Annotated in this window: 21 protein-coding genes and 1 riboswitch; of the genes, 13 read left to right on the plus strand and 8 right to left on the minus strand. The window is 51.2% G+C overall.

Features of this window, described 5'->3' with window-relative positions; all coding sequences use genetic code 11:
- Positions 1-23 precede the first annotated feature (23 nt).
- On the plus strand, positions 24-1,211 hold the full coding sequence (locus tag LQ229_RS13255) for an MFS transporter (RefSeq protein WP_230191975.1): 1,188 nt from the start codon (positions 24-26) through the stop codon (positions 1,209-1,211).
- A 294-nt stretch (positions 1,212-1,505) separates the two neighbouring features.
- Here the strand turns inward: LQ229_RS13255 and LQ229_RS13260 are convergent, their stop codons facing one another.
- Both LQ229_RS13260 and LQ229_RS13265 read right to left on the minus strand, forming a co-directional pair.
- Entirely contained in the window at positions 1,506-2,564 is a 1,059-nt protein-coding gene (locus tag LQ229_RS13260) for a DUF5050 domain-containing protein (RefSeq protein WP_230191976.1), read from the minus strand.
- A 201-nt stretch (positions 2,565-2,765) separates the two neighbouring features.
- Positions 2,766-3,479, minus strand: coding sequence for a DsbA family oxidoreductase (locus tag LQ229_RS13265; protein WP_216540150.1), 714 nt, complete (start codon positions 3,477-3,479; stop codon positions 2,766-2,768).
- Positions 3,480-3,600: 121 nt separating this feature from the next.
- On the opposite strand from LQ229_RS13265, the gene LQ229_RS13270 reads away from it, so the two are divergent.
- Entirely contained in the window at positions 3,601-4,578 is a 978-nt protein-coding gene (locus tag LQ229_RS13270) for an aldo/keto reductase (protein WP_230191977.1), read from the plus strand.
- An 87-nt stretch (positions 4,579-4,665) separates the two neighbouring features.
- On the opposite strand, the gene LQ229_RS13275 is transcribed toward LQ229_RS13270, so the two are convergent.
- Complete coding sequence (locus LQ229_RS13275) at positions 4,666-4,881, minus strand: hypothetical protein (protein WP_230191978.1); 216 nt, start codon at positions 4,879-4,881, stop codon at positions 4,666-4,668.
- A gap of 12 nt (positions 4,882-4,893) precedes the next feature.
- Positions 4,894-5,223 carry a hypothetical protein gene (locus LQ229_RS13280; protein ID WP_230191979.1) on the minus strand — a complete coding sequence of 110 codons (330 nt, stop codon included), beginning with the start codon at positions 5,221-5,223 and terminating at the stop codon, positions 4,894-4,896.
- Between the two features lie 109 nt (positions 5,224-5,332).
- On the opposite strand from LQ229_RS13280, the gene LQ229_RS13285 reads away from it, so the two are divergent.
- From LQ229_RS13285 to LQ229_RS13295, 3 genes are all read left to right on the plus strand, one after another.
- Positions 5,333-5,986, plus strand: a complete 654-nt coding sequence (locus LQ229_RS13285) for a TetR/AcrR family transcriptional regulator (RefSeq protein ID WP_230191980.1) — start codon at positions 5,333-5,335, stop codon at positions 5,984-5,986.
- 128 nt (positions 5,987-6,114) lie between these two features.
- Positions 6,115-6,215, plus strand: a riboswitch (purine riboswitch).
- Between the two features lie 257 nt (positions 6,216-6,472).
- Positions 6,473-7,069: a xanthine phosphoribosyltransferase gene (locus LQ229_RS13290; protein WP_230191981.1), complete on the plus strand. Its 597-nt coding sequence runs from the start codon at positions 6,473-6,475 to the stop codon at positions 7,067-7,069.
- Positions 7,066-8,412, plus strand: a complete 1,347-nt coding sequence (locus LQ229_RS13295) for a nucleobase:cation symporter-2 family protein (RefSeq protein ID WP_290370032.1) — start codon at positions 7,066-7,068, stop codon at positions 8,410-8,412. Before LQ229_RS13290 ends, LQ229_RS13295 begins: the two co-directional genes overlap by 4 nt.
- Positions 8,413-8,504: 92 nt before the next feature.
- Here the strand turns inward: LQ229_RS13295 and LQ229_RS13300 are convergent, their stop codons facing one another.
- The 4 genes from LQ229_RS13300 to LQ229_RS13315 all read right to left on the minus strand — a co-directional run bounded on the left by LQ229_RS13300 (position 8,505) and on the right by LQ229_RS13315 (position 10,966).
- Positions 8,505-8,945, minus strand: a complete 441-nt coding sequence (locus tag LQ229_RS13300; protein WP_216540704.1) for a hypothetical protein — start codon at positions 8,943-8,945, stop codon at positions 8,505-8,507.
- A 585-nt stretch (positions 8,946-9,530) separates the two neighbouring features.
- Complete coding sequence (locus LQ229_RS13305; RefSeq protein WP_230191982.1) at positions 9,531-9,896, minus strand: hypothetical protein; 366 nt, start codon at positions 9,894-9,896, stop codon at positions 9,531-9,533.
- 78 nt (positions 9,897-9,974) lie between these two features.
- Positions 9,975-10,136 carry a hypothetical protein gene (locus LQ229_RS13310; RefSeq protein ID WP_230191983.1) on the minus strand — a complete coding sequence of 54 codons (162 nt, stop codon included), beginning with the start codon at positions 10,134-10,136 and terminating at the stop codon, positions 9,975-9,977.
- A gap of 521 nt (positions 10,137-10,657) precedes the next feature.
- Positions 10,658-10,966, minus strand: coding sequence for a hypothetical protein (locus LQ229_RS13315; RefSeq protein ID WP_216540707.1), 309 nt, complete (start codon positions 10,964-10,966; stop codon positions 10,658-10,660).
- A gap of 64 nt (positions 10,967-11,030) precedes the next feature.
- Here LQ229_RS13315 and infC point away from each other — a divergent pair, with 64 nt between their 5' ends.
- The 8 genes from infC (at position 11,031) to LQ229_RS13355 (ending at position 20,489) form a co-directional block, all read left to right on the plus strand.
- Positions 11,031-11,504 carry a translation initiation factor IF-3 gene (infC, locus tag LQ229_RS13320; RefSeq protein WP_216540708.1) on the plus strand — a complete coding sequence of 158 codons (474 nt, stop codon included), beginning with the start codon at positions 11,031-11,033 and terminating at the stop codon, positions 11,502-11,504.
- A gap of 335 nt (positions 11,505-11,839) precedes the next feature.
- The gene (locus LQ229_RS13325; protein ID WP_230191984.1) at positions 11,840-12,838 is read left to right on the plus strand and encodes a phosphotransferase; all 999 of its coding nucleotides are present in this window, start codon (positions 11,840-11,842) and stop codon (positions 12,836-12,838) included.
- Positions 12,839-12,878: 40 nt separating this feature from the next.
- On the plus strand, positions 12,879-13,595 hold the full coding sequence (locus tag LQ229_RS13330) for a hypothetical protein (RefSeq protein WP_216540710.1): 717 nt from the start codon (positions 12,879-12,881) through the stop codon (positions 13,593-13,595).
- A gap of 212 nt (positions 13,596-13,807) precedes the next feature.
- Positions 13,808-14,707 carry a sugar ABC transporter permease gene (locus LQ229_RS13335; protein ID WP_230191985.1) on the plus strand — a complete coding sequence of 300 codons (900 nt, stop codon included), beginning with the start codon at positions 13,808-13,810 and terminating at the stop codon, positions 14,705-14,707.
- Positions 14,704-15,558: a carbohydrate ABC transporter permease gene (locus tag LQ229_RS13340; protein WP_216540712.1), complete on the plus strand. Its 855-nt coding sequence runs from the start codon at positions 14,704-14,706 to the stop codon at positions 15,556-15,558. The genes LQ229_RS13335 and LQ229_RS13340 overlap by 4 nt, the downstream gene beginning before the upstream one ends.
- Before the next feature lie 135 nt (positions 15,559-15,693).
- Entirely contained in the window at positions 15,694-17,445 is a 1,752-nt protein-coding gene (locus LQ229_RS13345; protein WP_216540713.1) for a sensor histidine kinase, read from the plus strand.
- Complete coding sequence (locus LQ229_RS13350) at positions 17,423-18,280, plus strand: response regulator (protein WP_230191986.1); 858 nt, start codon at positions 17,423-17,425, stop codon at positions 18,278-18,280. Before LQ229_RS13345 ends, LQ229_RS13350 begins: the two co-directional genes overlap by 23 nt.
- Positions 18,281-19,145: 865 nt before the next feature.
- On the plus strand, positions 19,146-20,489 hold the full coding sequence (locus LQ229_RS13355) for an ABC transporter substrate-binding protein (protein WP_230191987.1): 1,344 nt from the start codon (positions 19,146-19,148) through the stop codon (positions 20,487-20,489).
- The last annotated feature ends 6 nt before the right edge of the window (positions 20,490-20,495 follow it).

The raw sequence follows: 20,495 nt of genomic DNA on the forward strand, positions 1-20,495 counted from the left end.
CATCCGGGAAAGGAGCCTCGATCATGCGCATATGGCAAGATTTGAAGGCGTTTTTACAAATTAAAGGGGCTTGGGTTCTCGTCCTGACCCTGCTATGTTACGGGGTGGGAACCGGAATTCTCGCGCCGATGAACGCGATCTATTTGCAAGATTCGGTAGGCCTCGACAAAGTGGAGATCGCCTCGATTTTCGCCATATCGTTGTTTCTGAATATGGTTCTGACGATTACGGTAGGGGCGGTAAGCGACCGGATGAAGCGGAAAAAGACGATCCCGCTCGTTGCGGCCGTGGTATGCATGATCGGAATCGTCGTCTATATGGGCGCCTCCGGCTACATGCCTGCGTTAATCGGAATGTGTCTTGCAACGGCGCCGTCCGGCATGATTATGGGACAGTTGTTCGCGATGGCGCGCAACCACTTTACGAAATACGCTCCGGATGTCGTCGAAATTTCGCAAATTTGGCTTCGCGCCACGTACAGCGTCGGCTTTTTCACCGGATTGCTGCTGGGTGCGAACCTGTTCCTGATCGCCACGTTTCAGGGCGTGTTGTGGGGCAATTTGGCCGGGTATGCGGCATTGTTCGCGCTATTGTTGTTTTACCGGGAAATTACGGTCGATTCCTCGGCCGGACGGACGGCGGGCGGCGAGCCCTTTTCGCTGATTATGCTGTTTGCGATTCTATTACTGTCCTGCGCCGATGCGATTCGCGGTTTATATTTGCCGCTTGTCGTCAACGTGCGGTTCGGCAATCCCGAATTGATGTCTTATATTTGGAGCACCCAGGCGGTGTTTGAGCTATTCTTTATGACGATGGCCGGCTACTGGGCGGCGAAATACGGCAGCAAGCCCGTCATTTTGCTCGGCAGCCTGTTCGCCTTGGCCACCTATATTGCTTATACGGCTAGCGATTCGCTCGCGGTTTTTTTCATCGTACAGCCGATGTATTCCTTTTTCGTATCGGTGCTGTACGGCGTCGGGATGGGCTATGTGCAGCGCATGTTCATCCATCGGACGGGTTTCGGCGCGAGCCTGTATGTGTTCATATCGCAGACCGCTTCGCTGATCGGGTATTTCCTGCCTTTGCTGATCGAAGGAATTACGCCGCAAATTTTCTGGATTCCGGCACTGCTGCTCGTACTTTCGATCGCGCTGATGGGGAAGGCGATCTATGGCGAGCGCATGAAGCGGGGCAGGTCGGTGGCAGGATGAGACGCCAGGTCATGCACGGAGCTTGCTCATGTTGTATGAAATACAACATCCACAAGGATGGATGGGCAGAACGGGCCATCATGTTGTACGAAATGCAGCATAATCGCAAATAAACGGCTATATTCCCTTGATCTGCCCCCAGTATGTTGTATTTATTGCAGCATAGGCTTAGCAAGTGTATGGAAAGGGGCTGGAATGTTGTATTTTGTACAACTTTCCACGTTCCCTGAACAAGCCAAAGCGCCTCTCTTCGCATGACATTGCGATAAGAGGCGCTTGCCGTTTGGAAAGAGGTCAACCGTGATGTGCGATGGAATACATTTTAACCGGCTTGGCCCCTTTTTCCATACTTAGACGATAAATTTCCGATTTGTTAGGTTCGTCATATTTGACATTATAGTACATGACATTGCCTAGAAAGTAGATCTCATAGGCGGCCGATCCTTTCGGCAAGGCGAGAAAATCTTCGCGTGCCGTTCCGTCGGTTTTGACCCGTACGATTTTATTGGTGTGTCTCAGACCGTAATAGATATAACCGTTTTTGATATGAAAGGCTGTCACGAGCGGGGCCCATCCGTATTCGTCTTTCGGAATGTCAATAAACTCTTTTTCATAGCTGCCGTCTTCCAAGGAAAGTTTGCCGAAGCCTCTTCCATAATGGTTGATATACACGATGTTGTTATAAGCGATGAAGTCGCTTCCTTGAATATCGATCTTTTGCCAATCTTTCGTTTGTTCGGAAACGTAGTACATCGTTCGATGGCTGTCATAGACGATGGTGTCTCCCCATTTATTCACATTGGCGGTGTAAAGGTCGTTAACCCCTTCCGCTATTTTCGTCAATCCGGTTCCGTCCAACTTCATCTTGTACAAACCTTTTTTGCCGAAATATTCGAAATAGATCCATCCGTCGTCGATGAGCATATGGGTTGTCAACAGTTGGATATTCGTAACCCGGGCGTTCTTTGTTCCGTCCGTTTTCACTTTGTACAGAGAGAACGCCACGCCGTGGTTTTCGTCCCTATAGTCGAGTCCCGCATCGCCCAAGTAATAAATCCAGTCGCCGACCGCCTCAATATTCCACATTTTCTTAGTAGTGAAAATTTTCTTGTTTTCTTTCGTTTTAGGGTCATACCTATAGAGATGAACTTTGGTATAGTCGGCGTTATTGGCCACGTAGAATTCGTATTTGTCATTGGCCGTTACATGTCCGAATTGGGACATGTTCCCGTTCTTTTCTGCAAGTCTTGCGTTTTGTTTTGCCGTTTCTTCCGGCGTCTGAGCAAAGGCCTGGGGAATTGCCAGCACCATGCTCGCAATGATTGCGAGAATGACTACCTTAAACTTCCTCATTTTTTACCTCCAAATAATTTTTTTTCCTCTGTTGCCAGACACGGTTGTTATTGTTAGGATAGTTCAAATTGATAGGATTGTAAACGATAATTGACAAGCCAGGGGATGGAATGCGGCCAAATGAGAACAGGCTGCCGATTTGGCAGCCTGCATCTTTTCACTATTTCGTTCGGTTCGGTTCGGATCGGGAGAGGGTTCAACTCACTTCTTCTGTTCGGGGGTGCACACGCCGTCCGTACATCCGGCCTGATCCGCGGATTCGTTAACGACGGTGAATGGCCTGCTCTCGTCCCACGCTTTCTGCAGCGCTTCGAGGAATACTTCGCTCGGTTGCGCGCCGGAGACCGCATATTTGCGGTTGATGACGAAGAACGGCACACCGCGGATGCCCAAGGCGCTCGCCTCCTGTTCGTCGGCCCGCACTTCCTGCGAATAGTCGCTTCCCGCCAGCATATTCGCCGCTTCCATGCGATCCAGGCCGACTTCCTCCGCCAAAGCGGCCAACGTTTCATGATCGCCGAGATGTTTAGACTCGGTGAAGTAAGCGTGGAACAGCCGCTCCGCCATTTCATTCATTTTGCCGTACTTCGCGGCGAACTGGGTCAACCGGTGCGCATCGAACATATTCGTCAGAACCATCGTATCGAAATGGTACGTTAAGCCGACCGCCTGCGCCTGTTGCGTCAGGTTGTCGTTCATCTCCTTCGCTTTGTCGCGGGTCATGCCGTATTTCGACGCGAGCATGTCGTGCACATCGAAATCGACGTCCCGCTTTGCATTCGGATCAAGCTCGAAGCTGCGTTGGATGACTTCGATTTCATCCTTGTTGGCGAATTTGTCCAGCGCGGCCTCGAACCGGCGCTTGCCGATATAGCAGAACGGACACATATAGTCCGACCAAATCTCCACTTTCATTGCGCATTGCACCTCCATTGGAATTTCATGCGATATTAATATAAGATTATAGAAAAACGACTTATTTCACAACCCATGCGTGTCAAAATCGACAATATGAATGGAAGGGATGAGCTGCGATATGGAATATCGGCGTTTAGGAAACAGCGGATTGAAAGTATCCGCATTAGGGCTCGGCACGAATGCATTCGGATCGCGGGCCGACGAAGAAACATCGATTCGCATTGTGCGGCAAGCATTGGATCACGGCATGAATTTCATCGATACCGCCAACATTTATTCCGGATCGGAATCGGAACGCATGATTGGCCTCGCTTTGGAGGGGCGGCGCCATGACGTTGTATTGGCTACGAAAGCGGGATTGGTGCGCGGCAGCGGCCCGAACGAAAGAGGATCGTCGCGCTACCATTTGCAGCAGGAGCTCGACAACAGCTTGAAACGTCTCAAAACGGATTATGTCGACCTGTACCAAATACATACGTTGGATCCGCACACGCCGTTCGAGGAAACGCTAAGAGCGTTGGACGATATGGTTCGCGCCGGCAAAGTGCGCTATATCGGGGCGTCCAATTATTTTGCCTGGGAATTGATGAAGGCGCTCGGCATCAGCGAATTGAAGGGGCTCAATCGATACGTATCGATCCAGGTCAGCTATTCGCTCGCCGACCGTACGCCGGAACCGGAGCTCGTGCCTTTATGTCTCGACCAAGGCGTCGGAATTATTCCTTATTTTCCGCTGGCAGGTGGCATTCTAACCGGCAAATATACGTCGCGGGACGATATTCCTGCCGGTTCGCGGGCGGATAAAAATCCGGATTTCGGCCGATTTCTCGACGATGAAAGGCTCGCGCTCGGCAAGGAAGTCGTTCGTATGGCGGAAGCCAAAGGGGTATCGCCCGGTGCGCTCTCGTTAAGCTGGCTGATGCACAAGCCGGCCGTCTCAACGGTGATTGTCGGGGCTACGCGCTGGGAGCAGCTCGAAGCCAACCTCGAAAGCGTATCCGTTCGGCTCGAACCGGAAGAGATGGAGGAATTGGACCGTCTCAGCCAACCGTTCGTATATAGAGAACCTTTCGCAATATACCGGCTGCCGCAATAATCGGCCGCAACACGAAACAGGATGCCCGTCACGGGCATCCTGTTTGGCTGCATGCGATACATGCGGCGGGGCTTCCGCATCGCGACGCTACCTTTTTTTCATCGCAAAAAATTCGCACTTCGCTCTTTCATGATAAGCGAGATCGCTGACCCCGGATTGGATAATAATATGTTGTTCGTTAAAACGGATGATGATTCCGCCCGAATCGACGATATGGTCGTCTTGAAAGACGCGAATCGGCGCCTCGCGCTGCATTGCGTCTTCGAAATCGCGATCGGTCGTCAATCGGCGTTCGTGAGCCATCGAATCTCTCCTTTATGCCTTGTTTTTATCGGCAAATCGAGCGTGAATTTCCTCCCAGTCGGGTATGCCGCTATGTTCAAATTGTACGCTTTCTACCCGATTTATCAACCCTCTTACCTTTTTCATCATTTCCCTGTGTTTATCGCTTCTGCGGAAATGCAGCATATCTTCCCTGTTTTCCCACGTTTCCAGCAAGAATTGATGCTGTGCCGTTTCGGCGAATAGCACGCTATGCAACCCTTTCGGTTTATGGTGGGAGGCCAGAAGGCGAAAGGCACGCCATATCATTTTTTGGAACAGGGAGAGCTCCTTGAACTGAATTCGGTTTACCAAAATATACATCGTTCACTCCACCTCCGATAGAATCACGTGCGTCGCAAACTTCATAATGAAACATCGTGTTCGATATTGAACGTTATGTTTTGTTACATTATAATAACGGTAATCGCGAGTGACAAGAATCAAAATGATGCGGTTTGTTCGTTTCGATACAAAAGAAAAGACATTGTTCGAAAGAAGGGGTACGATGGGAGATCAGCCTGCGGACCGCAGAGTTGCCCGGACAAGGAAACTGCTGCATGAAGCGCTTGTAGAGTTGATGGCGGAGAAGGACTATGAGTCCATCACGGTACAGCATATTATCGATCGGGCGGATGTCGGGAGATCGACGTTTTATGCCCATTTCTATGGCAAAGAGGAACTGCTGCAAGAAGGATTCGAGCAATTGCAGCGTTCGTTAAGCCGGCTGGGGGACAATGTTCGCGAGGATGGTCGGTTCTCCTTCAGCTTGGCGATGTTTCGGCATGCGCAGGAACATCACCGGCTTTATCAAGCGATTGCCGGCAAACAAATCTCGACGATCGTACTGCGGCAAATATCGGATCGGATCGCAACTCTGGCCGGGGAGGAAATCGCGGCGATGACGGAGGGGGAGCGCCAGCGGAAGTTCGCTTTGCCGATGCCGGTCGCCCAGCAATATGTCAGCGGTTCGTTTATTTCTTTGCTCATTTGGTGGCTGGATCATGACATGCCTTATACCGCGGAGGAGATGGACCGCATGTTCCATGAAGTGACGTTGCCGGGCATTGAAGCGGCGTTAAGGTAAAGTGTCGAAAATACGGAAAAAAGTTTCTGAAAATATTTCTTCCCATTTTCGACAACTTGTTGTATACTTCTCGACATATTCATCATTCATCATGCGAGCTTAGGGTGAATATCGCCTTGAATAATTTCATATAGCAACGTCTATTTTCTCGTATATGTACAGGAATTGGCCTGTATGTCTCTACCCGGTCACCGGAAATGATCGGACTACGGGAACCCGAACCGATTGCTTGCGATATGAGGGTGCGCTTACTTATTGACGTTATTTTAACTGAAATAAGTTTGTTTTATGTGCATTCTATTCGGTCGTTATCGGACTCGACGCGAATTGCGCTTGAACGGCGCAATTCGGACAAGGTTCCCTTAGCCCGTGCTTCCCATTTCTTGCGTGAAATGGGGGTGCGGGTTTTCTGTTTGGCAGGTATGCGCAAAAGCGGATGAAGATGGACAAGTTATAGTTAATCAATCGAAAGGGGAACGTATAACAGTGATACGATTACGGGAAAAAGTGCTGCAAGAAGGGCTGGTTCTAAGCGGCAACGTGCTTAAGGTAGATTCATTCGTCAACCATCAGATGGACCCGGTTCTGATGCAGGAAATCGGGCGGGAGTTCGTCAAGCGCTTTGCCTCCGAACGGATAACGAAAGTGTTGACGATCGAATCGTCCGGCATCGCTCCGGGATTAATGACGGCGCTTGAGCTGAAGGTGCCGTTGATCTTCGCGCGGAAGCAGAAATCGTTGACGCTGCGCGACGATATTTTGGTCGAGAAAGTGTATTCCTACACGAAACGGGAGACGAATGAAGTGACCGTATCCCGCAAGTTTCTGTCGCCGGAAGACCGCGTGCTGATTATCGACGATTTCCTGGCGAACGGGGAGGCTGCTTCCGGATTGGCCCGAATCGTCAAGCAAGTAGGGGCGGAAGTCATAGGCTTCGGCATCGTGATTGAGAAATCGTTCCAGCCTGGCCGCGACTTGCTGCTCGAAGCCGGATATCGCGTCGAATCGCTTGTGCGCATCGCTTCTCTCGCGGACGGCGTCGTCACCTTTGTCGATGAAACCGCGGAGGTGGGCAAACGATGAGCCAAGTCGACAACCGCGTATTTCAAATGAACCGCCATCCGATGAAGACTTTTACGCTCGGTCTGCAGCATGTGCTGGCTATGTATGCCGGCGCGGTCATCGTACCGCTGATCGTAAGCTCGCAGCTCGGATTCACGGTAGAGCAAACGACCTATTTGGTTGCGATTGACCTGCTTATGTGCGGGATCGCTACTCTCCTGCAAGTATTCACCAACCGCTTCTTCGGAATCGGATTGCCGGTCGTGCTCGGCTGCGCGTTTCAGGCTGTCATGCCGATGGTGGTCATCGGCAATGAATACGGCATCCCCTATATTTACGGCGCCATTTTGGCGATGGGTTTATTCGTTGTTGTATTTTCCGGCTTGTTCGGCAAAATGATTCGCTTTTTCCCGCCGGTCGTTACCGGCTCGGTTGTCACCATTATTGGCATTACGCTCATTCCGGTCGCTTTCGGCAATCTTGGCGGAGGCGTAGGCAGCGAAGATTTCGGCAGCCCGCAAAACTTGATTCTCGGATTTAGCGTTCTAATCTTTATCGTATTATTGAATAAATTTTCGAAAGGCTTCTTGCGCGCGATTTCGGTACTGCTCGGTTTGCTGCTGGGGACTTTGGCCGCCGTATTGATGGGACAAGTCGACGGGACGCCGGTCGCGCAAGCGGGCTGGTTCCATGCCGTGCAGCCATTCTATTTCGGCGCGCCGAAGTTTAACGCTACGGCGATTTTGACGATGATTATCGTGGCGATGGTCGGCATCGCCGAATCGACCGGCGTGTTCATGGCGCTCGGCAAAATCGTAGGCCGCGATCTGTCCTCCAAAGATTTGGCGCGCGGCTATCGGGCGGAAGGGCTGGCCATCTTCGTCGGCGGCTTGTTCAATGCCTTTCCGTACACGACGTTTTCGCAAAATGTCGGCTTAATTCAAATGAGCCGCGTCAAGACGCGCGATGTGATTGTCGTGGCGGGCGGCCTGCTCATCTTGCTCGGCTTCGTGCCGAAAATTGCGGCGGTTACGCTGCTTATTCCCGACGCGGTGCTGGGCGGTGCGATGGTGGCCATGTTCGGGATGGTCATTTCGAGCGGCTTGCGCATGATCGGTTCCCAAGTCGATTTGAACCGGCATGAGAATTTGTTCATTATCGCTTGCTCGGTCGGGATGGGGCTGGGTGTGACGGTGGCGCCGGAAATTTTCCAAAGCTTGCCTACCACGCTGCGCATTTTGACGGATAACGGCATCGTCGCCGGGACGTTCACGGCGCTCGTGCTCAACGTGCTGTTCAACGGCGTGAAGCAGCCGTCGGGCAAAGAGCAACATGCCGAAACCGAGGAACCGTTTGTCGCTTAAAATTGGAAAGGACCGTTTAGGAATGTAAGCTATCCTGAACGGTCCTTTTTTTCATTTGGATTTTTCGTACGTCTGGCTTCGTGCAACCGTTTTTAGCTTTTCTCCAGCTTCGTCAAAATCCGCTGTTTCACCGTGTCGTCGCCTTCAATCGCTTTTTCGTAATATTCAAAGGTTACGGCATCATCCTTGTTCAATTGTTCCAACACCGCATCCATGCCTTCGCTTAGCTGAAATGAAGTCGGTTCGCCATTGACGATAATTTCAACGGAATGATTATCGATTTGCCCGGTGTAAGAGCCGGACCCTTGTTTCGTTTCGTTGTCTGTCCCGTCCGGATTGGTCTGGACGTCGGGATCGGTCGCCGCGGCGTTATCGTCCGGATCGGTTTGGTCGGCCGGTTCGGTGACGGGAGTTTCAATTGGATCTCCGCTATCGCCTCCCGGCGCGGCCGGTTTCTCGCCGCCGCAGGCGGTTAGCGCAAGCGTCAGGACGACTGCGAGCAACATGGAGAATAATGTAGTCGGTTTTTTCATAGTAAGCACCTCCACCTACTTAGACGAAGCGTCGCCGTAAAAGGTTGCGGCCTTCCGATCCAAGTGGGACGGAGGGAGCGCGCCGCGCCATGTTGAACGCTGCACCATTGCCGGCCACCGAACCGTACCGCCCTTTAACCGGATGCATGACCGCCGTACCGCCGCAATACAGCACACTATTGCGCAATTGTCGGCATATCGCCACAGGTCCAGCACACTATTTCACAATCGTTGCCATATCGCCGCAGGTCCATCACACTATTTCACAACCGTCGCCGTATCGCCGCAGGTCCATCACACTATTTCGCAACCGTCGCCGTATCGCCACAAGCCCAACATACTATTTCGCAACCGTCGCCGTATCGCCGCAAGCCCAACATACTATTTCGCAACAGCCGTAATATCGCGCACCATGCACTACCACACGCCGCCCATTGGAAAATGTCCAATAGAATCGTCCGTTTTTTCGCAAATATGACCGTTCCATTGGAAAACATCCAATCAAATCGCCGATTTTTTTAGAATTGGGGCATTTTTGCTGGATTCTGTTGGATGAAGTCCAATGCAACCCCGGCAAAGTGATGTTCAAGCCAAAAACCATTGGATAAAATCCAATGGTCGCAATAGGCGCAATGGCAATAGCCACATAACGGCTACCGCATTGGAAAACGTCCAATAGAATCGCCCGTTTTTCTTCAAATATGATCGTTCCATTGGAAAACATCCAATCAAATCGCCGATTTTTTTAGAATTGGGGCATTTTTGCTGGATTCTGTTGGATGAAGTCCAATGCAACCCTGGATTAGAGCTGTTCAAGCCAAAACCATTGGATAAAATCCAATGGCCCGCAATAGGCGCAATGGCAATAGCCACATAACGGCCGCCGCATTGGAAAACGTCCAATAGAATCGTCCGTTTTTCTGCAAATATGATCGTTCCATTGGAAAACATCCAATCAAATCGCCGATTTTTTTGGAATACGGACGATTTTGCCGGATTCTGTTGGATGAAATCCAATGCAAGCCTGGATTAGAGCCGTTCAAGCCAAAAACCATTGGATAAAATCCAATGGCCCTCAATAGGCGCCATAGTAGCAATAGCCGCAATAGCCACATAACGGCCGCCGCATTGGAAAATGTCCAATAGAATCGCCCGTTTTTCTGCAAATATGATCGTTCCATTGGAAAACATCCAATCAAATCGCCGATTTTTTTAGAATACGTACGTTTTTGCCGGATTCTGTTGGATGAAATCCAATGCAAGCCTGGATTAGAGCCGTTCAAGCCAAAACCATTGGATAAAATCCAATAGCCACAATAGCAATAGTCGCTATAGAAGCAAAGCCGCACTAGCAATAGCCATAGTCCAATGGCCGCAATAGCCATAGCCGCTAAGAAGCAAAGCCGCACTAATCGCCATAGTCGCCCCGTAGTAGCAAAGCCGCACTAATCGCCACAGTGGCAATGATCGCAATAGCCGCACTAGCAATAGCCATAGTGGCCATAGTAGCATCGCAATAGCCGCGCTGGTTGTGCAAAACGCAGATACGCCCCGCCTCTTCTGGTCGCGCAAAACGCAGACGCCCCGTCACATCCGGTCGCATCACGCAAAACATACATACGCCCCGTCTCATCCGGTCGCGCAAACGCCGAAACGCCCATCTCAATGCTGCCTACTATCTATTTCACAAGCGGCAGCAACCGGCCTCTCGCTCACTTCTTCGCTTTATCCCGCAAAGCGATCTCCTCCGTGACGACAAAGGCGATCTCCTCGTTGCCGAATAGCGACAGGACGCCGAGCAAGGTGTGATCCGGGATGTCGCCGGCTTCTTCCTTCGGCACGGTTAGTTCGATCGCCTGCTGCAAGGCGTGATTGGCGTTTTGCTGCGGATAGGCGCGCCGGTACAATTCGGCCGGGTCGAGATGATGATTGACGCACCACTGCGCGAATACGAGAATCATCATCTGTTCGTCGCGTTGATAGTTGCGGATAATTTGTTCTTCGATCTCTTTGGAACTCACTAGCGAAAACTCCTTTTTGACGGTAATATGGATTCATTATAGCGAAAGGTCAGGTGAGTCCACAATGATCATGAATGAAAAAATTAAAGCGTCCGAAGTGCAGCTGACCGGCTTGAACGGTGAAGATTTGGGCATCGTCCCGACCTCCGAAGCGCTGGCCATGGCTAGAGAGTTGAAGGTCGATTTGGTATGCACCTCGCTGATGAGCAGCCCGCCGCCTTGCAAGCTGATCGGAGCGGGAGCGGCCAAGCAAGAGAAACAGCAGGCCCGCAAGAAGGAGCGGGAACCGAAGGTGAAGGAAATCCGGCTCACCCCGCAGATCGAGGACCACGATTACGAGACCAAGAAACAGCAAGCGGAGCGTATATTGAAATCCGGCGATTCCGTCATGTTTGTCGTACGTGTCCAGGGTAAAGAAGGCGCCAAAGCGAAGGGACTGCTCGAAGAGATGCTCAAGGATATAGGCGGGGCCGGGCGCCAAAAAACCGGCATCCAGCTCAGCGGCAAGCAAGCGGCTGTACAGGTCGATCCTTTATAAGAGGTTGTTCAAAAAGCCCCCTTTTGATCACGAAGCACGGCTGGGAGTGGAATCGACATCGAATCTTGCGTTCACCCTCGAAGAACGTAGGGCTTACGAAGGATGTTTCCTCTGGAAACATTGCAGGCGCTCATGGAGGTACAGCCTACACTCCGCTCCTCCTGAAAGTTTTGCGCAGCAAAACTCGCTTCGGAAGCATGGCCCAAGGGTTCTCGCAACCTTCTCGGTGCCGAAAAGTTGATTTTTTTGAACACGCATTATAAAACGATCCATTCGCATGAAGCTTGGCTATCGATATATTACCGGCTTGCAGCCGATCGAACGGAGGACTCGCCATGTCCGATCCAATACTCGACCATGAGCAACATTTATTTAGGGAACTGCAGAATACGGTTGCCGACCGGCTCGGCATGACCATTATCCATGCGGTTCCGATTCGTTTCGGCTATTTAAATCGCAAGTGGAAAATACGAACGGACAGGGGCGACTATGTATTAAAGCAATACAGCCGTGCGAGATACCGCGAAGATCATTTCCCCGCCTTGCACGCCGCTCTTTTCACGCAAAATCGATTGCACGACCGAGGCATCCCCTGCCCGTATCTCGTAATGTCTCAAAATGATGTACTGCATGTTTCCTCCGAGGGAGAAAGATTCAGCGTCATGACATTTTGCCATGGGAACATCGTAAAACCGGGATTTCTCATAGGCCGGCATTTATATCATCTAGGAAAATGGACGGGCAGAATGCATCGTTTTCTCAATGACGGATCGATGGCGATGCCGGAAGAGCCGGAACCGCAGTTCATCCCCCCTTCCCAGGCGGAACGCATGAAACATTGGGACCGGGTCGAACGCGAATTGCGCAGCAAGTACAAGACAGAACTGCTTCCCGTTCTTGAAAGGCATAGAGCGGCTGCGGCGAAGATCAATTTGCCGCTTATGCTGCAGTCCCGGGCAGGATGGGCGCACCGGGATTTATGGACGGATAATCTCCTTTTCTCCGCGGACCGCCTGTCGGCAATTCTCGATTTTGACCGTCTGCGGTACGATTATCCCGAAGCGGACGTTGCGAGAGCGCTCATGTCCTGCTGTTTTGCGCAAGGCCGATTCGACACTTCGTTGGCGAACGCCTTTCTCGAAGGATACAGGGAAGAGTATCCATTCGAACAGGAAGCGTTGCCCAGATCGCTGCTCATGCTGTATTGGATGGAATGCGAATGGTGGATCCATTCCGAAATGGATTCCTCCAGCGCTCCTCCCGCCCGGTTCAGGGAAGAAATGGCGTGGTTGGCCGACCATATAGACGAAATATCAAACGGCAGATTCATTTAAAAAAATCTAACTTTCAACCGATACTATAAGGAGGGAATCATTGTCAAAACAAATAGAGAGAGGAACAGAGAGAGAAATGAACGAAGCGTATGTGAAAGAACGAAAAACGATCGTCACCAGGCTGATCGTGCTCATCGTCATATTGACGTTGGCGCTGGGCGGCATTTTTTGGGCAGGGCTGAATAAGGACAAAAAGCTTGCCGAAGGTCCGGTCGATCTTGCCGGATTGGATATCCCGGCGGCGGGTACCGGGGCGTTTGTAAGGGCGGAATTTGACAGAATGACTCCTCCGTTCGCGGAATATGTGCTGGTGAAAAAAGACGAGGGAGAAATCGGAGGTTTGGCGAGACTTTACGTATTTCCCCATGAAGGCAAAGGGTTGATCGTCAAGGCGTTGCAGCGCGATTTCAATCGGGTGGAGCAAATCGTGGCTTCTTCCGAAGGAGGGCAGAAAGCGGCGGGCACTTCTCTTGAAATGACGGCCAGATTCGATAAGATCGATCCGGGCGTGCGCGATTACGCCAAACAGTTTCTAACCGACGGAACGAACGGATCGGAGATCAGCGACGAACAGTTTGCGGAGTATTTCTGGCCTTATGTGTTCAATACCGACATTCCGAAGGAAATCGGGCAGGACAACTCGCCGCAACTGCTTTCGATGGGTTGGAAAATTTATGTGCTTCTGATCCTCGTCGTCTTATTGTCTTCTTTATTAAATATGAAGAGATTGAAACGCAAATATAGCGCCGGCGCCTAGCGCCCGGCCGGAAGACCGGTATTCTCCTCAGCATGTGTAGAGGGGAAGCCGGTTTTTTTGACGTACGGAAACCGTCCGTTGTTAAAAAGTGAAAGAAATCATAATCCTCTTTATTCCACCGTTCCCCCCGATCTCCTATACTAAAATCAAATATTCCGCATTGTCTAAAGCTTTTCGTTCCGGCAAAATATGAACTTTTTGAGGTGATGGAATTGAGCAAAAGCGTTAAAACGGCCTTGACCGGCTATCTGTTTATTTCACCTTGGCTGATCGGATTGATCGGGCTGACCATGTGGCCGATTCTCCAATCGTTCTACTATTCGTTTACCAATTATTCGCTGCTCGACGCGGCCAAGTGGATCGGGACGGCCAACTATCACAAAATTTTCACCGACGACGCCATGTTTGTGAAATCGCTTACCGTAACGCTGTTATTCGTTGCCGTATCCGTGCCGCTGAAGCTGATCACCGCGCTGTTGGTGGCCATGCTGCTAAACAAAAAGGTACGGGGCATGTCGATATACCGGACTTTGATCTACATTCCTTCGCTCATCGGTACGAGCATCGCGGTGGCGATTCTGTGGAAAAACATATTCGGTGTGGACGGCTTCATTAACACGTTCCTGGCTTTCTTCGGATTCCAGGGGAAGAGTTGGATCAGCAATCCGGACACGGCGCTTGGCACGTTAATTTTGCTAATGATATGGCAGTTCGGCTCTTCCATGGTCATTTTCCTGGCAGGACTGAAGCAAATTTCTCCGGATTTATATGAAGCTTCTTCCGTCGACGGCGCGGGCAAATGGCGTCAATTTTTTAAAATCACGTTTCCGATGCTTTCTCCGGTTATCCTGTTTAATTTGGTGCTGCAGACAATCGGGTCGTTCCAAATGTTTACGCAAGCCTTCGTTATTACGCAGGGAGGGCCGGTCAATTCTACGTTCGTCTTTGCGATGTACTTGTATGAACGGGCATTCTCGCGTTTTCAGATGGGGTATGCGTCCGCTCTCGCTTGGATCTTCTTGCTTATTATCGGAGCCGCAACCGCTATCATTTTTATATCTTCCAAGTATTGGGTGTTCTATGAAACCGAAACGGAGGGCCGCCGCAAATGAAACTTAGCTTATCTGTCAAACAAAACCGTATTGGAGTGCACATTGCGCTCATTTTGTTCAGCGTGGTCATGATTTATCCGGTCATATGGTGGATCGGCGCATCCCTGAAGAGCAACGAAGAGATGAGTTTGCCGAATTTGTTTCCGAGTACGCCGATATGGAGCAATTTCTCGGACGGATGGACGGCGCTGCCGAATTATTCGTTCACTCATTTTTATTTGAACACGTTTCTGCTTATTGCCGGCGTGCTGTTTACGAGCGTCATTTCCTGCAGCCTGGTGGCGTTCGGGTTTGCCCGGTTGTCGTTTCCGCTGAAAGGATTGTTGTTCTCGATTCTTCTGGTGACTTTGATGCTGCCGAACCAAGTGACGCTGATTCCGCAATATGTGCTGTTCAACAAGCTTGGCTGGATCGATACGTATTTTCCTTTTATCGTTCCGCATGCGCTTGCCGGCGGCATCGGCGGTTCGTTCTTCGTCTTTTTGCTCATCCAGTTCATTCGCGGCATCCCGAAAGAGTTGGACGAAGCGGCGACGATCGACGGGTGCAACTGGTTCGGCATTTACTGGCGCATCGTGCTGCCGCTGACCAAGCCGGCCTTGGTGACGGTCTTCATCTATTGCTTCCTGTGGAATTGGGACGACTTTTTCGGCCATTTGATCTATATCAACTCGGTCGAGAAATATACGGTCGGGCTGGCGTTAAGGCTGTTCGTCGATACGCAGGCGTCCGTGCCGTGGGGGCAGCTGATGGCGATGTCGCTCGTTTCGATCGTGCCTTCCGTCATTATTTTTTTCCTGGCCCAGCGCCATTTTGTCGAAGGAATCGCGGCCGGCGGCCTGAAAGGATAGCGGCGTTTCCCGGTCCGAGGATGTCGCAATTTTATAGGGAGGACGGCGAAAGACAGAGTTCCATCCTCCCTTTATGATGTGATATGATGTCCGTACCCGCTTCTCCGGTTCTTGGCATGAAAGAGGGGGAGGTTCATGAACGTCGGCAATCCTTTTAAAAAATTCCGCATCGACTATATGATTTTTGCCAGCATTTCCGTCTTTGTCATCGTGCTGCTCGCGATCGTGGCTTCCGTCAGCTATACCGCATCCTCTGCGGAATCGGTGAAACAAACTTCCGATTATCAGCGCGAATTGCTGATCGAGATGAACAAGCAATTAATTATGCAAAAGAGCACGATCGAACAGATTAGCCTGGGGATTGCGCTGAATAGCGAACTGCAGGAATATTTGGTCATGGAAGAGGAAGGTTACGCGAAATTCCGCAAGCAGTCGGACGTGGACAGCTTGCTTTCGAATATTGCCTACAGCTTGACGAGCATCGAATTCATCGACGTCTATATGACGGAGCCGATACATAATTCCGACAACAAGACGGTCCGATTTTTCAGTACGGAAGAGCTGCATAACCAGCCGTGGTACGACGCGGTCAAAAATACGGATTCGACATGGGTGCAAGAGCACACGATCGCGACGCGACAAGGGAATAAAGACGTCATCAGCTTTGCCAGAAACGTATACTCCAATCATAGCAAATATATTGGACTGCTTGTCATTCACGTTAATGTAAACGCTTTTAAATCGACCATAACGGGAAGCGGGAACGGCAACCGGATTATATTGGACGCCGGAGGCAAGAAAATGACCGGAATCGGTTCCGTCGTCAAGGACGACATCGACAGCATCGATATGAAATCGTTGCACGATTCATCGGGACATTTGCGGTTGAAGGAGAAAGGGCTGCTGCTCGTCTGGTCGAGGCTGTTCGATACGAATTGGGTGCTCGTACAGTTGACGCCTTGGGCGGAGGTCGTCCAAGGAAGCGAGAAATTGGCGGGACTGCTGCTGTCGCTTGGAGCCGGGGCCGTCCTGTGCGCTTTGCTGGTCGCCTGGTTCGTCTCCTTGCAAATTAACCGGCCGATGAGGGAACTGATGCGCGCCATGGCGCAGTTCAATATCGGCAACCGGGGCAATAAGAAAACATTCGATTACTATAACGAATTCGGCTACCTGTTTCGAGGCTACGTGAAGCTGACCGAACGGATCGAGAGCTTGTACCGTGCGCTCGAGCAGCGCTATCGCCGCCAGAAGGAAGCGGAGATCCAGGCGCTTCAAGCGATGATTAATCCCCATTTCCTCTACAATACGCTGGATCAGATCAATTGGATGGCGATTAAGGCGAAGCAGGACGAGATCAGCAAAGTGCTGGAATGGACAGGTCGCATGTTCCGAATCGGCCTTTCCAACGGGGAAAGCCTGATTACGATTCGGGAAGAAATGGAATACGTTCGCTGCTATATGCAAATTCAACATATTCGGTTGCGCGGGCGCGTCGCGTTCCAGGTCGATTCGTCCGAGGAACTGATGGATTTATACGTTCCCAAATTGACGCTGCAGCCTTTCGTGGAAAATGCGGTCATGCACGGATTTCCCGGCCTCCAAACCGGAACCGTTTATCTGAAGGTCGAGTGCGAGGAACGGTTTGTGCGGATGACCGTCTCCGATACGGGCATCGGCCTTGCGGAAGGCTGGGACCGGAAGGAAGATCGGCGGACGGGCGGTTACGGGATCCGCAACGTGAGGGAACGTCTGGAAGCCTATTTCGGCGGCGAATACCAGCTTACGCTCGCTGCGAAGGAAGACGGAGGAACGGAAGTCATCATCCGCTTTCCGCAAATCCAAACGAAAAATGGAGTGATTGTTCATGAGAAATATCGTGATCATTGACGACGATTTGAATGTTTTGGAGGGAATGAGGGAAGTCATTCCTTGGGAGGAGCTGGACGCCGTATGGGCCGGGGAAGCGCTGAACGGCGAAGAAGGCATTGAGCTCGTATCTTCCGTGCGGCCGGATATTATCATTACCGATATTTATATGCCCGTGATGGACGGGCTGACGATGATCGAGCGCTTGCGGGCGGACGACTTTACAGGCAAGGTCGTCATTCTAAGCGGCTACTCCGACTTCGAGCATGCGCGCAAAGCGTTGCGGCTGGACGTCAGCGATTACTTGTCGAAGCCGCTGAGCGCGGAGTCGATCCGCCAAGTATTGGCGAACGTGATCGGCCAGTTGGAGGATGAAGCGCGGAGCAAGCGCGAAGTGGAGGAACTGAAGCGGAAGATGCGGATGCTGGAACCGATGGCCGCCAATGCGGCATGGAGCCGGGATGACGCGCGGAGCGATATTTCCGGCGCGGACGATCCGGGCGGCGGCGAGATCTGCGGCGGCGAGCGCCAAGCGGGGGAAAGCATTCGCCACAAGCAAGCGGCGGAATTTATGCTGCGCTATGTCCACGAGCATTACGGGGAGGACATTACGGTCGAAGAATTGGCGGAGCAGCTTCATATTTCGACCAATTATTTGCGCTCCATTTTCCGTAAAGTAACGGGCGAGACGTTCAACCAATATGTGACGCGCGTGCGGATTGAAAAAGCGAAAGATTTGCTGATGGAAGGCAAGTATTATATCTACGAGATTGCCGAATTGGTAGGCTACAAGAATGTCACGTATTTCAGTACGTTATTTAAAAAATATACAGGGGTCACTCCCAAAGGGCTATAGCGGAGGAAGCGCGCCGGGAGCGTCGTTTGCGATTGATGCGCAGCGTCACGGCGCAATGCGATCGATGATGGGTTATGGGGGGCGGCTTCGCGGCTAACCGGAACCAGCGTTGCAAAGACCATTTTGTTTGAATAGCGAATGCAAAGCAAGTGCCGGCAAGTCGATTGGTCACAGATAACAGATCCTCAGTCCGCGTTGCGCATGGTTCATGCCAAAAGCTGTGTCTTCATGTGGCTAGGCGGACTCAGGTTCCGTTACATTGGCTCAATGAGCGATTTTGCGGTGATTGACGGACACACGTTCCCCTACTTGCCCCGAAACGGGCCTAAAATGGTTGTTTTGTCACAGATAACGGATCCACTGTCCTTCAACTTGCGGTAAAGGGCGCATCATTGCCAAATAAGGGATCCACTGTCCGCGTTGCGCATGGTTTGTATCTTATCTTGCTTGGACGGCCGGCCAACGCTAATGCGGCTAACGGAACTCAGGGACGGTATTTGGACAAAATCGCGCCTTTTCAAAATGTAACGGAACTGCGGGACCTTATTTGCGGTCTTTCGTTCATTTCTCGCTATGAAAACGACAATTAAGAGCGCTGACATCCGTTAGAATCTGAAAAGCCTGCTTTTTTCCGCAATAAGGTCTTCTACTTCCGTTAGAAATTTCGCACGTACAGTTCGTACGCGCAATTCGCCTACAGTCTCTCACGATCCGCTAGCCTGCGAGAATCGGCCGGAAATACGGGAAATCGCCGCATGAAACAAATTGTAAAATATTGAAGATTTTCGTTAAATCACTATGTATTAATTGAAAAACCTCCATGCTAGAATCGGGATTGTAAAACAAAATGAAAGGGGTTTCATACATGAAAAGAAAATCTGCAAAATGGTCGGCGATCGTATTGATTTGTTGTCTTTTTCTTTTGACGGCGGCGTGCGGAGGCGGCGGCGCGAACCAGCAAGGAGCGGAACAGAAGCCGGAAGCGCCGGCTAACACGAATGAAACGAACGGCGGCGACAAAGCGCCGGAGAATGTAAAGCTGCGCATCGTTTGGTGGGGCTCGCAGGAACGCCACGACGCAACGCTGAAGGCGCTTGAGCTGTATACGTCGAAATTCCCGCATGTCACGTTCGATCCCGAATATTCCGGATGGGACGGATATTTCGACAAGCTTGCGGTGCAATCGGCTTCCAAGAACGCGCCCGACATTATTCAGATGGACGCGGCGTTTCTATCCGATTACGCGAAGCGGAGTTTATTGGCCGATTTAACCGGCATTCATACCGACGATGTGGATGCTTCCTTGCTGGATACCGGTAAAGTAGACGGCAAATTGTATGCGATGCCTCTCGGCAACAACGCTTACGGGATGGCTTACAACCGCGATTTTACCGAAAAATTGGGCATCGACCTGCCGCAATACGGCTGGACCTGGGACGATTATTTCAAATACGGCACCGTAGCCCAAGCGAAATTGGAGAAAGGCAAATACGCGCTGCTCGATTCGACGATCGACTGGGTATCTTATATTTCCTATCAGCAGAGCAAAGGCAAAGGGGATCCGATCACGCCGGACGGCAAATTTAATATCGATAAAGACACTTTTGTCGAATTTGCCGGCAAATTCGCCGAACTGCGGCAAGCCGGAGTGGTGACGCCGGCGGAAATTACGGTAACGCATAAATTCGGCGACGCCAAAGGCGATCTGGCCTTTACGGAAAACGTCTTGATTCGCCGGGCGTTCGCGGCGGAACTGTCCTCCTTCGAAGGAACGAAGCCGGGCGCATTCGCGGCGGTGACCGCGCCGAGAGCCGAACAATCCGGGGCTTACTTGAAGCCGTCGATGTTCTGGAGCGCCAGCGCGAACAGCAAGCATGTGGAAGAAGCGAAGAAATTTATCGATTGGTTCATTAACGATACGGAAGCGGCCGAAGTGCTGGGCACATCGCGCGGCGTGCCGGTATCGAATAAAGTGTTGGAGCATCTCAATCCGAAGTTCAGCGATATGGACAAAAAGGCGATCGAATTGATTCAGCAAACTTCTCCGGACGCACAACCGTTTGTGGCCGCGCCGAAAGGCTGGAGCAATTTCGAGAATGAATACCGGAAAGTGACGGAAGCGCTAATTTTCAATCAAATCAACGCGGAAACGGCTTACGAACAACTGGCGAAGATCGGTAAAGAGTACGAAGAGTCGTCCAATTCCTGATCATAA

It is taken from the genome of Paenibacillus sp. CECT 9249 (assembly GCF_918697855.1).
Classification (GTDB): Bacteria; Bacillota; Bacilli; order Paenibacillales; family Paenibacillaceae; genus MSJ-34.